Raw genomic sequence first — 12,615 nt, forward strand, 5'->3', positions numbered from 1 at the left:
GCGCTGGTCCACGCGGATGAACCCGCGCGACTGGGGCTGCGGGGGCGGTGGAGAGCGGCGAGGATCGGCGAGGGTTGGCCTCGGACGACCTCCGCCGAAGACGGCCTCCACGGACACGGAAAGGCAGGGCACAGCACATGCTCGGTACTGACTTCACCACGGGATCGCCCAGCTGGGTCGACCTGGGCAGCCCCGACACGGAGGCCGCCAGGGCGTTCTACACCGCCGTCTTCGGCTGGGAGTTCGCCTCGGCCGGGCCTGAGGCCGGCGGCTACGGGTTCTTCCAGCAGGACGGGAAGACGGTCGCCGCGCTGGGCCCGCTGACCGAGGAGGGGGCGGACAGCGCGTGGACGCTGTACTTCCAGACGCCCGACGCCGACGCCACGGCCAAGGCGACCGAGAGCGCGGGCGGAGCGGTACGGGCCGAGCCGATGGACGTCATGGACGCCGGGCGGATGGCCCAGCTGACCGACCCGGCGGGCGCACAGTTCGCTGTCTGGCAGCCGGGGACGACGAAGGGTCTGGAGAAGACCTCCGAGGACAACACGCTGTGCTGGGCCGAGCTGCACGTGCCCGACCCGCCGGCGGCGCTCGCGTTCTACCGGGCGCTGTTCGGCTGGCGCTCGCAGGAGATGGAGGCGCCGGGCATGACCTACCGGGTGCTGTCCACCGCCGAGGGCGACCAGCAGGACGCCTCCTTCGGCGGTGTCGCCGAGCTCCAGGAGGGCGGGGACCACGCCCGCTGGGTCCCGTACTTCGGGGTCGCGGACGCGGACGACATCGTCGCCCGGTCCCAGGGGAACGGCGGGTCGGTGATCATGCCGGCGGCGGACATCCCCGACGTGGGCCGTATCGCCTGGCTGGCCGACCCCTTCGGGGCCGCGTTCGCGGTCCTGAAGCCGGCGCCGCAGCAGTAAGCAGGTCAGCCGCCTTCGAAGCGTGGGTTCCGGCGGGCCGCCTTCGCCGCGTAGCCCTCGCGGGCGTCGTCGGAGGAGAGGGTCAGGGCGGCGGCGGCCGCCGTGCGGTCGAGCGCGGCGGCGAGGCCCTGGTCGGCGTAGGCGTCGATGTTGCGTTTGATCGCGCGGACCGCGAGCGGCGCGGCGGCCGCGATGGCGGCGGCCGTCTCGCGGGCGGTTCGGTCCAGCTCGTCGCGCGCTGTGACGAGCTGGACGAGCCCGAGCCGTTCGGCGGTGGCCGCGTCGATCCGGCGGCCGGTGAGCGCCAGGTACTTGGCCCAGCCCGCGCCCGCCTCCCGGGCGATCCGCAGATCGCCGCCCGCGTCGACGGCGACCCCGAGGCCCGCCTCGGGGAGCGCGAACACGGCGTCGTCGGCGGCGATCCGGATGTCCGCCATGAGGGCGAGCTCGAAGCCGAAGCCCAGGCAGAAGCCCTGGACGGCGGCCACGACCGGCTGCGGCAGCCGGGCGAGGACGGCGAAGCGCTCGTGGACCCAGCGGATGCCCTCGTCGTACCGCTGGATCTTCTCGGCGGTGGTACGGCCGGTGATGCCGCCGCCGGGGGCGGTGACGTCGATGCCGGCACAGAACGCCCGCCCTTCGGCCCGCAGCAGCACGGTCCGTACGCGCTCGTCGAAGCGGATCCGGTCGGCCATGACCCCGAGCTGCCGACTGGCCTCCCAGCTCCACCCGTTGAGCTTCTCGGGCCGGCAGAGGGTGAGCACGCCGATACCACCCTCGACGGCGAGCGCGAGCCGCGCCTCACCCTCCGGGATCTCCCTGTCGAGCGTGTCGATCACGCCGGCCCCTCCTGACACCTAACTGACGCACCGTCAGAGACGGGGTCAGGCTAGGGGGTCAGCACTGCCAGAGGAAGGCCGCGCGTCGGCATCCGTCGCTCCCGGCCGTCCACGGGCCCGAACGTGTCCTCCTCGCCGTACGCCTCGGTCATGACGGCAAGGCTGGGCGACACCGCTGACAGCGTCCCCGAGCGGTGTTCACCGGGAGAAGAGTTCGAAGGCGACGCTCGGCCGGCCGCCGTACCGGGCCGCGAAGCGCTGGTTGTTTCCGGCCAGGAAGGTACGGACGTACTCCTCCGGGTCCTGGTCCGTCAGTGCCTCGATGTACGCGCGGTGGGCGAGCAGGGACCGTACGGACCGCTCCTCGCCGGGGGCTGCGTCGACGGCGTGGGTGGGGGTGCTCGATCCGGCGACCGCCACCCAGCGGACGCCGTCCCAGGGCTCCAGGCCCTGCTCGGCCAGTTCGGGGAAGATCCAGCGGTTGCCCGCGTCGCCCGCCGCGTCGAGGGTGGCGCGGCCGACGGCGACGTGGTCCGGGGTGTTCCAGAACCCGCCGACGCCCGGGCCCCAGGTGTCGCGGTGGTTCAGGGTGAGGATCAGTTCGGGGCGGTGGCGGCGGATGGCCGCCGCGATGTCCCGGCGCAGACCGAGCCCGTACTCGATCACCCCGTCCCGGTGGTCCAGGAACTCCACCGCCGACACCCCGACGACCTCCGCGCTCGTCCGCTGCTCCCGCTCGCGCACCGGGCCGCAGGTGGCGGGATCGAGCGTGTCGATGCCTGCCTCGCCACGGGTGGCGAGGACGTAGACGACCTCCTTGCCGGCGTCCGTCCAGCCCGCGATGGCGGCGGCGCAGCCGTACTCCAGGTCGTCCGGGTGGGCGACGACGGCGAGTGCGCGCTGCCAGTCGTCGGGCATGTCGGCGAGGTCCGCCGTGGTGTTCGTGTCGCTCATGCGCGCAGGATACGGCCCCTCAGCCCCGGATCACTCCGGAAAGGATCACCGAGCGCGAGGCGTGGCGGGGCCGGTCCGGGTTCAGCCCACGTCGTGCCGCGAGCGTCACGGCGAGCCGCTGGGCGCGTACCAGAGCGGCCACCGGATCGATCGCGTCGGCGGCGAACAGCGCCCCGGTGGCCTCCACTTCGTCGCGCAGCCCGGCCGGCTCCGGTCCGAGGCAGCAGACCAGGCTGGTGCGGTCGCTGATGACGATCGGGCCGTGGCGGTACTCCATCGCCGCGTACGACTCCGCCCAGGCGCGGGCCACCCCGCGCAGCTTGTGCGCGGCCTCGTCGGCGAGTCCGACGGTCCAGCCGGTGCCGAGGAAGGTGAACTGGCGGCGCCGCTCCCAGGCGTCGGGCAGCGGTTCGTAGAGGGCGAGTTCGGCGTCGGCGATCGAGGGGCCGAGGTCGACACCCAGGCCCGCGCGCAGCAGTTGGAGCGCGGTGGTGGCGAACCGGGTCTGGGCGACGGAGCGTTCGTCGGCGAAGCCGAGGCCGATGACCCGGTCCGCGTGGTACGCGGCCGGGCTGTCGGGGACACCCGTCAGGACGAGCGTCGGGACGCGGCCCGCGGCGCGGGCGAGCAGGGTCGCCACCTCCGTGGTCGAACCGGAGCGGGTGAGCGCCACGATCCGGTCGTACCGCCGCCCGAGCGGGGTCTCGTCGGAGGCGGGGAACGCGTCGGTCTCGCCCGCGCCGAGGGACTCGCGCAGGGCGGCGTAGGCGCGGGCCATGAAGTACGAGGTGCCGCAGCCGACGACGGCGACCCGCTCCCCCTGTCGGGGTAGCAGCTCGGCGTGGTCGGCGGCGGTGTCGGCGGCCCGGCGCCAGCAGTCGGGCTGGCCGGCGATCTCGGCACTGACGTGGGTGGTCATGTCCGGGTCCTCTCCTCGGTGCGCACCGCTCCGGACGAGTTCTATCGTCCGGCGCGTGGCCGCGCCATGAGCAATCAGGACGTACTTCTTGGACTTTTGCGCGCGGCCTCGGCGGGCCGGTCCGCGCCGCAGGAGGCCCGGACGACCAGCCGGGGGCGCAGCTGCACCTGGTGCAGCGGGGAGGCGTCGCCGTCGGCGAGGCGGCGCAGCAGGATCTGCGCGGCGAGCCGGCCGACCTGGAACTTGGGCGGCGAGACGGCCGTGAGCGGGATCTCGGCCACGTCGGCGAACTCGTTGTCGTAGCTGATCAGGGCCAGGTCACGGGGCACGTTCAGGCCCGCGCGGCGGGCGGCGGCGAGGACGAGGGCGGCCTCGCGGTCGCCGAAGCAGAGCCCGGCGGTGGCGCCCGCCGCGCGGAGGGCGGCGACGGCCCGGTCGGCGCCCTCGGGGTTCCAGCCCTCGCGGGTGTCCCGTACGTGGAGGGGCTCGGGGAGGCCGAGGTCGGCGACGGCCCGGGCGAAGCCGGACTCGATGGGCGCCGTGGTGGGGGCGTCGGAGCGGACCAGGAGCGCGATCCGCTCGTGCCCCAGCGCGCGCAGATGGCGTACGGCGTCGTAGGCGCCGCCCTCGTGGTCGGTGCAGACGTGCTCGGTGGGGTCGCCGGGGCCGTACGCGGCGAGCCGGCGCTCGACCAGGACGGCGGGGACGGGCAGGGCGAGCAGGTCGTCGGCGCGGCGGCCCGGGTCGCTGGCGGTGTGCAGGGTGGGGACGAGGAGCAGCCCGTGGACACCGGCGGAGAGAAGCCGTTCGAGCGCGGCGTCCTCCTCGGCCGGGTCGTAGTGCGAGCAGGCGAGGACGAGCCGGGCGCCGGCGGCGGCGAGTTCCCGCTCGATGCCCTGGAGGACGCGCGGGTAGTAGAAGAAGGTGTCGGGGACGAGGACGCCGACGATCCGGCGGTCGGCGGCGCCCGTCGGCGGGTCCGCGGCGGGCTGGGCGGCGAAGGTGCCCGCGCCCTGGCGGCGTTCGACCAGGCCGAGGGCGACCAGGTCCTCGTACGCCCGGCGGACCGTGGTCACCGAGAGTCCGGTCTCGACGGCCAGGGCGCGTTCGGTGGGGAGTTTGGAGCCGGGGGGCCAGGTGCCGTCGAGGATGCCGCGCCGCAGTTCGGCCATCAGGGCCCGGAACTTCAGCTCGCGTCCCGACGCCGGAACCTCGCTCCGTACCAACCCGGCCCCCTCCGAACTCACCCCGATTGCTGACCGATCGCGCGGCGCATGCTACCCCCGGAGCCGCCTCGGGCAGCCCTGACGGTCAGAGGTCGCCCCGGGCGAGCGCGAGCAGCCGGTCCAGGACGCGGGGTCCGCCGGCCCGTACGCCGTCGTGCTCGAACTCGTCCGTCACCCAGGTCCGCAGGCCCCGGATCGCGCGGGCGGTCTCCAGCGAGTGGGCGGTGTCGACGTACATGTCGTCGTGGTAGACGGCGGCGGCCACCGGCACCTCGTTGGCGGCGAGCCGGGCCGGGTCGTAGAGCGGGGCCCAGTCCGTGCGTTCGGCGAGGAGGTGGGCGGTCTCGCGCAGCGGGCGGAGCGCGGGGTCGGTGTCGAAGTGCCAGGGGTGGACGGTCTCGCCGGTGAAGAGGAGCGGCCCGTCGCCCGCCAGGGTCTTCTCCGCGTCGAACTCGGGGAACTCGGCGCGGACCCGTTCGGCGGCCCAGCCGGTCGGCCCCTGCCCTTGGGCGTAGATGGCCTCGTGCAGAGCGGCGTAGAGCGGGTGCCCGGCGTACGAGAGCTGGGCCTGGACGTTCTCCAGGAAGGCGTCGGAGAGCGCGGGGCCGACGGGGGTGGGGACGAAGGCGTCCTCCAGGAGCAGATGGAGCTGGTGGGTGCCTTCGCCGCCGCCGAGGAGGATGCCGAGGGACTGGAAGGCCCTGGCGGTGAGCAGCCCGCCGTTGGGGAGGGCCGCCGGGCGGTCCAGGAGGTGGGCGGCGATCCGGCGGGCGCGGGCGACGTCCTGCGGGTAGCGGGCGTAGTGGGCCTGGACCTTGCGCCGGATCCGGGGGAAGGCGGCCCGGTACACCTCGTCGGCGCCGGCGTGCAGGGAGGGCAGCCCGCCGGTGACGAGCGCGGTGCTCAGGCCCTCGGGGGCGGTGGAGAGGTAGTGGGTGACGCAGAAGCCGCCGAAGCTCTGGCCGAGGACGGTCCAGGGGGCGCCGCCGGTGACGCGCTTCCGGACGAGCTCGCAGTCCTGGACGATCGCGTCGGCGCGGAAGTGCGCGAGGTAGTCGGCCTGCTGCCGGGGGGTGCCGCGCAGCGGCAGGGTCTGGCGGGTGGCGGGGGTGGAGTGGCCGGTGCCGCGCTGGTCGAGGAGGAGGACGCGGTACTCCTGGACTGCCCGGCCGAGCCAGGCCTGCGGGCCGATGAAGCGGCGGGCCCCGAAGCCGGGCCCGCCCTCCAGGTACACCAGCCACGGCAGGTCCGCCCCGGCCTTGTCCCGGGCGACGACCTCACGGCCGTACACCTCGATCCGCTCGCCGTCGGGGACCGCGTGGTCGAGCGGGACGGTGAAGCGGTGGTCGGTGAGGACGAGGCCGGGCTGGCGGTAGCTGGTCAATGCTGCTCCTGTTCGATGCGCCCCCGCCCGTCCAGTCCATCACAGGGGGCGGGGCGGGGGCGCGTCGAGGGCCAGGGGATCAGCGGATCACCGGACCGGTGGTCAGCAGGGCGGTCGGTCAGGAGGTCGGGAAGTTGTCGGCGGACTTGATCCGGTCGCGGATCCAGACGCCGGCCTCCTTCAGGGACGAGGTGCCGGTCCAGGGACCGTTGGCGTCGCACGTGCCGGTCTTGAAGACCGCGCCCGAGCGGTGGTCGTCGGAGAAGTTCCAGTTGGACCAGCTGATCTTCTTGCTGGCCATCAGGTCGATGTACTTCTGCGACATGGTGAAGTCGTTGGCTCCCTCGCCGGCGTAGTCCTGGGTGCCGAACTCGGTGACGAACATGGGGATCCGGTCGGCGGCCCGGGAGAGGGTGTTCAGGTACTCCTCCCGGTGCGACATCGCGTAGAAGTGGAACGTGTACATGACGTTGGTGGCGTTGACCGGGTTGTTCACGACCTCGGTCTCGCTGGCGCCGTCCGAGACGCCGAGGGAGGACCAGGCGCGGGTGCCGAGCAGGATCGGGGCGTTGCCGTCGATGTTCCGGATCACCGGGATGATCTGCTCGTGGTAGCTCTTGATCTTCGACCAGGTCACGCCGGACGGCTCGTTGGCGACCTCGTAGAAGACGTTGTTCTTGTTCTTGTGCTTGGTGGCGATGTCCGTGAAGAACCTCTTGGCGTTCGCCAGGTTGGCGTTCGGGTCGCCCGGGCTGAGCATGTGCCAGTCGACGATCACGTACATGCCGCGCGCGGTGGCCTGGTCGATCAGCGTGCTGGCGAGGTTGGTGAACTTGGTCGGGTCGGTCTCCCAGCCGTCCTCCTGGACGTAGGTGGAGACGCGCAGGACGTCGGCCTTCCAGTCCGTGGCGAGGGCGTCGAGGGACCCGTTGGTGAGGCACTGCGGGTACCACTGCGTGCCGTGGCTGGACATGCCGCGGAGCTGGATCGGGTTGCCGTACTGGTTGCAGAGCTTGACGCCGCAGACCGACAGCTGGCCGTTGACCTCGACGGGGGTGCCGGTGGCGGGCGGCGGGGTGGTGGCGGTGTCGACCTTGATGTGGTCGACGTTCGGACCGCCGTTCGCGGTCGTGGCGGTGGCGCGGATGGTGTTGGCGCCGGCCTTGAGGTTCACCGTGAGGGTGGTGGTGGCCCAGGTGGTCCAGGCGCCGGTGCCGGCGAAGGACTTGCCGGCGGCGGCCACGGTGCCGTTGACGGCGATGTCCATCGGGCGGCTGGTGGTGGTGCCGTTGGCGTGGCGCAGGGTCAGCGTCGCGGAGCCCGCCTGGGCGGCGTTGACGTTCCACTGCACGTAACTGCCGGTGACGTTGTCGTAGTTGACGAATCCCCCGCCGGTGAAGCCGGTGTGGTTGGACTCGACCACGCCCTGGGAGACGGTGGCGGTCTCCGCCTCGTGGGTGACGGGGGCCGCGACGGCGGCGGGAGGCGCGACGGCCAGACCGAGGAGGAGCGCGGCCGCGGCGGTGCCGGCGGCGGCCAGGGAACGCAGCCGGAGACGTGCCGTTCGGGGGGATGTCATGGGGGGCTCCCGGGACGGGTATTGGAAGGAAACTTTCCTAACGAAGGATGAATAGCAGCACTGCCGAACGGCCCGCAAGGGTCATGACAAGAGCGGGTGGCACGCGCCCCGAGTGGTCCCCGCCCCCGTGCGCCCGGCCCGCACGCCTCCTAGCGTGGATCCATGATCCGGTTCGAGCAGGTCAGCAAGGTGTACGCGGACGGCACGACGGCGGTCGACGGCCTGTCCTTCGAGGTCTCCGAAGGCGAACTGGTCACCCTGGTCGGCCCGTCCGGCTGCGGCAAGACGACCACGATGATGATGGTCAACCGGCTCATCGAGCCGACCTCGGGCCGGATCCTCGTCGCCGGGCAGGACATCGCCTCGGTCGACCCCGTCAAACTGCGCCGCGGCATCGGGTACGTGATCCAGCAGGTCGGGCTCTTCCCGCACCGCACGGTCCTCGACAACACCGCGACCGTGCCCGCGCTCACCGGCTGGAAGAAGGCGAAGGCCAGGGCCCGCGCGGCCGAGCTCCTCGACCTGGTCGGCCTCGACCCGAAGACGTACGGCAACCGGTACCCCGCACAGCTCTCCGGCGGCCAGCGCCAGCGCGTCGGCGTGGCCCGCGCGCTCGCCGCCGACCCGCCCGTGCTCCTGATGGACGAGCCCTTCGGCGCCGTCGACCCGGTGGTCCGCGAGCACCTCCAGAACGAGTTCCTGAACCTCCAGGCCACCGTCCGCAAGACCGTCCTCCTGGTCACCCACGACATCGAGGAGGCCGTCCGGATGGGCGACCGGATCGCCGTGTACGGAGCGGGCCGCATCGAGCAGTTCGACACCCCGGCGGCCGTGCTCGGCACGCCCGCCACGCCGTACGTCGCCCGGTTCGTCGGCGCCGACCGGGGACTGAAGCGGCTCTCGGTGACCGAGATCGAACCGGACGACCTGGAGCAGCCGCCGGTCGCCCGCCTCGACGAACCGGCACCGGAGGCGGCGGCCCGGCTGCGCGCCGATGAGGCCCGCTGGGCGGTCGTGCTCGGCCCGCACGGCGATCTGCACGGCTGGGTGTCCGCCGAGACCCTCTCGCTCGCGGGCGAGGAGGGCACGGTCGGCGACCTCGCCCGCCGGATGGAGGCCTGGGTGCCGCTCGGGGCCCCGCTGAAGCAGGCGTTCAGCGAGATGCTCCAGCACGACGCGGGCTGGGTCGCCGTCCTCGACGGGACGCGCTTCCTCGGCGTCCTCACCCCGGCCAAGCTCCACGAGGCGCTCCGCCGCTCGGTGGACGCCGACGCGCAGGGTGTGGCGCGGGACGAGGTGGAGTTCGACTCGGTCGCGGACGCGTGAGGGAGGGCGGAGGCTAGCCGGGGATGAGCTTCTTCTCCTGGAGGTAGGTCCGCGCGACGTCCTCCGGGAGCCGGCGCCAGTTGTCCACCCGCTCGTTCATGAGGGCCAGATCGGCCGTGGTCAGAACCTCGTTGAGGCGGCCGAGGGCGTTCGTCACGCCCTCGCTGCCGGCGCGGGAGCGGTTGACGACGGGGACGATGTAGTCGGCGTTCTGGAGGTGCTTGTCGTCGGCGAGCAGCACCAGGCCGAAGTCGTCGATGGTGGCGTCGGTGGTCGTCGTCAGGACCATCTGGTCCTGACCGCTCTGCACGGCCTGCTTGGCCTGGGTGGTGCCGACACCCTTCGGGTCGACGCCGGTGATGTCGATCCCGTACGTCTCGCGCAGCCCGGGCGCGCAGTACGGCCGCTGGACGCACTCGTCGCCCGCCGCAAGGCGCACGGGCAGCTTCGCCGCGCCCAGGTCGCTCAGGGTCCTGAGCCCGTGCTCCTCGGCGTAGGCGGCCGTGACGGCGAAGGCGTTCTGGTCGACGGCGCGCCCCGGGTCGAGGACGGTCAGCCCCCGGGGCGTGGCGAGCCCGCGCAGCGCGGTCATCGTCGCGGCCAGGTCGGGCGAGCCGACGGTCGGCGCCTCCGGCCCGTTGGCCTTGGCGTTCAGCCAGTCCGCGAAGGTGGCCGCGTACTCCGGTACGACGTCGATCTGACCGCTCTCCAGGGCCGGTTCGTAGATCTCCCGGTTGGTGACGGAGAGGATCTTCGTGCCGTATCCGGCCTGTTCGAGGAGCAGCGCGTACATCTGGGCCAGCAGGTCGCTCTCGGTGAAGCCCGCCGATCCGACGGTGAGATGGCGGCTGTCGCCGGGCGGTGCGGTGACCTCGCCCTGGTTCTCCAGGGAGGGCCCGGTGGCACAGCCGACGAGGGCGAAAAGTGCCATCGCCGCCGGGGCCGCCCGGCCCCTCATGCCGCGCTCCCCCGCGCCCAGTCCGGGGCGAGGCGCTGCGCGCCCTCGAAGACGCCCTCGACGACGAGCGCGAAGAGGGCGACGAGCACGGCGCCGGCGACGACCTGCGGGGTGGAGGCGAGGTTGAACCCGGCGGTGATGATCCGGCCGAGCCCGCCGCCGCCGGCGAGCGCCGCGACGGTCGCGGTGGCGACGAGCTGTACGGCGGCGATCCGGACGCCGGTGAGGATCAGCGGCAGCGCGAGCGGCAGTTCCACCCCGAAGAGCATCTGCCGGCCCGTCATGCCCATCCCCCGCGCGGCCCGTACGACATCGGCGTCGACGCCGCGCATCCCGACGTACGCGTTGGTGAGCAGCGGCGGGACCGCGAACAGGACCAGCGCGATGATCGTGGGCCAGCTCCCCCACGTGCCGATCGGGCTGAGCAGCAGGAGGACGAGGACGGCGAAGGTGGGGACGGCGCGGCCGATGTTGGAGAGGTTGACGGCGAGCGCCCCGCCCTTGCCGAGGTGGCCGAGGACCAGCGCGACCGGGAGCGCGATGGCGCAGCTGATCGCGAGGCAGACGACGGTCAGGTAGAGGTGCTCGGCGAGGCGGTGCCAGATGCCGTTGTCGCCGGACCAGTTGGCGGCGGTGGTGAGCCAGTCCCAGGTGGCGGTGAGCGTGTTCACGCGGCCTGCCTGCGGGTCCAGGGCGTGAGCAGCCGCTGCACGCCGAGGAGGAGCAGGTCGGCGGCGATGGCGATGATCACACAGAGGACGGAGGCGGTGAGGACCTGCGCCTTGAAGTAGGTGTTCATCCCGGAGTAGATGAGGTTCCCGAGGCCGCCGTGGCCGACGATCGCGCCGATCGTGACGAGGGAGACGGCGGAGACCGTGGCGATGCGCAGCCCGGCCATCGCGGCGGGCAGCGCGAGCGGCAGCTCGACGGTGAGCAGCAGCCGGACGGGACCGTAGCCCATGCCGCGCGCGGCCTGCCGGGTGTCCTCGGGGACGGCGCGGAGACCGGCGAGGATGTTCCGTACGAGCAGGGTGAGGGAGTAGAGCACGAGCCCGGCGATGACGAGCGCGGCGCTCAGCCCGTAGGCGGGCAGGAGCAGCGAGAACATGGCCAGGGACGGGATCGTGTAGAGGATCGTGGTGACCCCGAGGACGGGCCCGGCGGCCCAGCGCCAGCGGCGGGCGGCGACGGCGAGCGGGACGGCGAGGACCAGCGCGAGCACGACGGAGACGACGGTCAGCTGGAGGTGCTGGACGACGGCGTCGCCGAGGATCTCGCTCCGGGAGGACAGATAGTCGCCGCAGATCCACTCGTTGCGCGCGAGGCAGTCATCGGGAGACGCGGTCATCCCCCCATTCCAGGCCCCGCCCCAAAACGCTGCACCCCGACCGGGCCGTTCGGGGGCGGGGAGGCGGGCGGGGTTGCGGCGGGGCGCGAAGGCGGGGCGGGGGCCCGGGGCCGGGACCGGGCCGTTCGGGGGCGGGGTTGCGGCGGGGCGGGGCGGGGTTGGCGGGGCGCGTATGCCGGGCGGGGGCCCGGACCCGGGGCCGGGCCGTCGCGGGCGCGAAGGCGGGGCGGGGCCCGTCGCGGGGCGGTACGCCGGGCGGGGGGCGGACCGGGGCCGGTCGTCGCGGGGCGCGTACGCCGGGGGCCCGGAAGCGGGCGGCGTACGCCGAGCGGAGGCCGGACGCGGGCGCGTCGGGCGGAGGGCCGGATCCGGGCGGCGCAGGCCGACGACGACCCGGTCGGTCCGGACGCGGGCGGGGCATACACCGGGCGGGGACGGGCGGCCCAGACACGGGCCGCGCACACCGGACCGGGCCGGTCCGCCCAGCGCCGACCGCGCTCGCCCGGCGGAGCTGGTCTCCGCACGCGGCCGGCCCGGACGCGGGAGCGTCGGGCGGAGGGCCGGATCCGGGCGGCGCAGGCCGACGACGACCCGGTCGGTCCGGACGCGGGCGGGGCGTGCGCCGACGGGCCGTCCGCCCGGACTCGGGCCGCCCAGCGCCGACCGCGCACGCCCGACCGAGCTGGTCTCCGCGCGCGGTCGCCCCGCACCACGGCCGCCGGGCGCGTACCGCGCCCCGGCCGCGTCACCCTGGCGCCACCTGGCGCCGGTGGGTGTCATCCTGGCACCATCGGCTGCGTACGGGCTCAGTCGGGGTGGCGCTCCTGCTGGTCGTCGGGCCAGGGTTCATGTTCCTCGCGGAGGGCGCGTTCGCTGCGCTCCTTGAGGCGCTCGCCCTGGTCCCGGAGCCGGGCGGCCTCCGCGGGGTCGGTGCTGCGCCGGGCCCGCTGGAGGAGGTTCTCCGCCCGGTCGCGCTCGTACTGGGCGTGCGCGTGGGCCACCTCACCCTCCCGCCTGCTCTCCCGCCCCTCGTCGTCGCGCCCCCTGTCGGGCCGTCCCGTACCGCCGTGTCCGGACATCGCGCACCTCCTGGACCCGCGGCTTCCCGCGCCGCCGAAAGGGAAACCCGCCACCCGCCCCGCGCACCACCATGACACTTGCACTG

The 12,615-nt window shown here is 73.8% G+C and carries 13 protein-coding genes; 2 read left to right on the plus strand and 11 right to left on the minus strand.

The annotated features are described in order from the left end of the window. The first annotated feature begins 137 nt into the window (after window positions 1-137). Window positions 138-917, plus strand: a complete 780-nt coding sequence (locus Q5762_RS02105) for a VOC family protein (protein ID WP_315890136.1) — start codon at window positions 138-140, stop codon at window positions 915-917. A 5-nt stretch (window positions 918-922) separates the two neighbouring features. On the opposite strand, the gene Q5762_RS02110 is transcribed toward Q5762_RS02105, so the two are convergent. The 7 genes from Q5762_RS02110 to Q5762_RS02140 all read right to left on the minus strand — a co-directional run bounded on the left by Q5762_RS02110 (window position 923) and on the right by Q5762_RS02140 (window position 7,818). After that, the gene (locus Q5762_RS02110; RefSeq protein ID WP_315890137.1) at window positions 923-1,756 is read right to left on the minus strand and encodes an enoyl-CoA hydratase/isomerase family protein; all 834 of its coding nucleotides are present in this window, start codon (window positions 1,754-1,756) and stop codon (window positions 923-925) included. Between the two features lie 50 nt (window positions 1,757-1,806). Further along, window positions 1,807-1,929 carry a hypothetical protein gene (locus Q5762_RS02115; protein WP_315890138.1) on the minus strand — a complete coding sequence of 41 codons (123 nt, stop codon included), beginning with the start codon at window positions 1,927-1,929 and terminating at the stop codon, window positions 1,807-1,809. A gap of 25 nt (window positions 1,930-1,954) precedes the next feature. Continuing rightward, entirely contained in the window at window positions 1,955-2,710 is a 756-nt protein-coding gene (locus Q5762_RS02120; protein WP_315890139.1) for a PIG-L deacetylase family protein, read from the minus strand. Between the two features lie 19 nt (window positions 2,711-2,729). Then, window positions 2,730-3,629, minus strand: a complete 900-nt coding sequence (locus Q5762_RS02125; RefSeq protein WP_315890140.1) for an SIS domain-containing protein — start codon at window positions 3,627-3,629, stop codon at window positions 2,730-2,732. Window positions 3,630-3,703: 74 nt separating this feature from the next. Then, on the minus strand, window positions 3,704-4,876 hold the full coding sequence (locus tag Q5762_RS02130; RefSeq protein ID WP_315890141.1) for a substrate-binding domain-containing protein: 1,173 nt from the start codon (window positions 4,874-4,876) through the stop codon (window positions 3,704-3,706). 64 nt (window positions 4,877-4,940) lie between these two features. After that, window positions 4,941-6,239: an alpha/beta fold hydrolase gene (locus Q5762_RS02135; protein WP_315890142.1), complete on the minus strand. Its 1,299-nt coding sequence runs from the start codon at window positions 6,237-6,239 to the stop codon at window positions 4,941-4,943. A gap of 118 nt (window positions 6,240-6,357) precedes the next feature. Next, window positions 6,358-7,818: a cellulase family glycosylhydrolase gene (locus Q5762_RS02140; RefSeq protein ID WP_315890143.1), complete on the minus strand. Its 1,461-nt coding sequence runs from the start codon at window positions 7,816-7,818 to the stop codon at window positions 6,358-6,360. Window positions 7,819-7,980: 162 nt separating this feature from the next. On the opposite strand from Q5762_RS02140, the gene Q5762_RS02145 reads away from it, so the two are divergent. Then, a complete protein-coding gene (locus tag Q5762_RS02145) occupies window positions 7,981-9,144 on the plus strand; it encodes a betaine/proline/choline family ABC transporter ATP-binding protein (RefSeq protein WP_315890144.1) in 1,164 nt (387 codons plus the stop codon). A 13-nt stretch (window positions 9,145-9,157) separates the two neighbouring features. Here the strand turns inward: Q5762_RS02145 and Q5762_RS02150 are convergent, their stop codons facing one another. The 4 genes from Q5762_RS02150 to Q5762_RS02165 form a co-directional block, all read right to left on the minus strand. Continuing rightward, complete coding sequence (locus Q5762_RS02150; RefSeq protein ID WP_315890145.1) at window positions 9,158-10,102, minus strand: ABC transporter substrate-binding protein; 945 nt, start codon at window positions 10,100-10,102, stop codon at window positions 9,158-9,160. Next, on the minus strand, window positions 10,099-10,773 hold the full coding sequence (locus Q5762_RS02155; protein WP_315890146.1) for an ABC transporter permease: 675 nt from the start codon (window positions 10,771-10,773) through the stop codon (window positions 10,099-10,101). Before Q5762_RS02155 ends, Q5762_RS02150 begins: the two co-directional genes overlap by 4 nt. Further along, window positions 10,770-11,450 carry an ABC transporter permease gene (locus Q5762_RS02160; protein WP_315890147.1) on the minus strand — a complete coding sequence of 227 codons (681 nt, stop codon included), beginning with the start codon at window positions 11,448-11,450 and terminating at the stop codon, window positions 10,770-10,772. Before Q5762_RS02160 ends, Q5762_RS02155 begins: the two co-directional genes overlap by 4 nt. Before the next feature lie 806 nt (window positions 11,451-12,256). Further along, window positions 12,257-12,529 (minus strand): DUF6381 family protein, encoded by a 273-nt coding sequence (locus tag Q5762_RS02165; RefSeq protein ID WP_315890148.1) that lies wholly within the window; start codon window positions 12,527-12,529, stop codon window positions 12,257-12,259. Window positions 12,530-12,615 lie beyond the last annotated feature (86 nt).

Source organism: Streptomyces sp. P9(2023) (assembly GCF_032436795.1).
Taxonomy (GTDB): domain Bacteria; phylum Actinomycetota; class Actinomycetes; order Streptomycetales; family Streptomycetaceae; genus Streptomyces.

Excerpts from the sequence above, each read along its gene's own strand:
- Q5762_RS02145 (WP_315890144.1), top strand. The coding sequence starts at position 7,981 with ATGATCCGGTTCGAGCAGGTCAGCAAGGTGTACGCGGACGGCACGACG.
- Q5762_RS02150 (WP_315890145.1), bottom strand. The coding sequence starts at position 10,102 with ATGAGGGGCCGGGCGGCCCCGGCGGCGATGGCACTTTTCGCCCTCGTC.
- Q5762_RS02105 (WP_315890136.1), top strand. The coding sequence starts at position 138 with ATGCTCGGTACTGACTTCACCACGGGATCGCCCAGCTGGGTCGACCTG.
- Q5762_RS02160 (WP_315890147.1), bottom strand. The coding sequence starts at position 11,450 with ATGACCGCGTCTCCCGATGACTGCCTCGCGCGCAACGAGTGGATCTGC.
- Q5762_RS02125 (WP_315890140.1), bottom strand. The coding sequence starts at position 3,629 with ATGACCACCCACGTCAGTGCCGAGATCGCCGGCCAGCCCGACTGCTGG.
- Q5762_RS02165 (WP_315890148.1), bottom strand. The coding sequence starts at position 12,529 with ATGTCCGGACACGGCGGTACGGGACGGCCCGACAGGGGGCGCGACGAC.
- Q5762_RS02140 (WP_315890143.1), bottom strand. The coding sequence starts at position 7,818 with ATGACATCCCCCCGAACGGCACGTCTCCGGCTGCGTTCCCTGGCCGCC.
- Q5762_RS02120 (WP_315890139.1), bottom strand. The coding sequence starts at position 2,710 with ATGAGCGACACGAACACCACGGCGGACCTCGCCGACATGCCCGACGAC.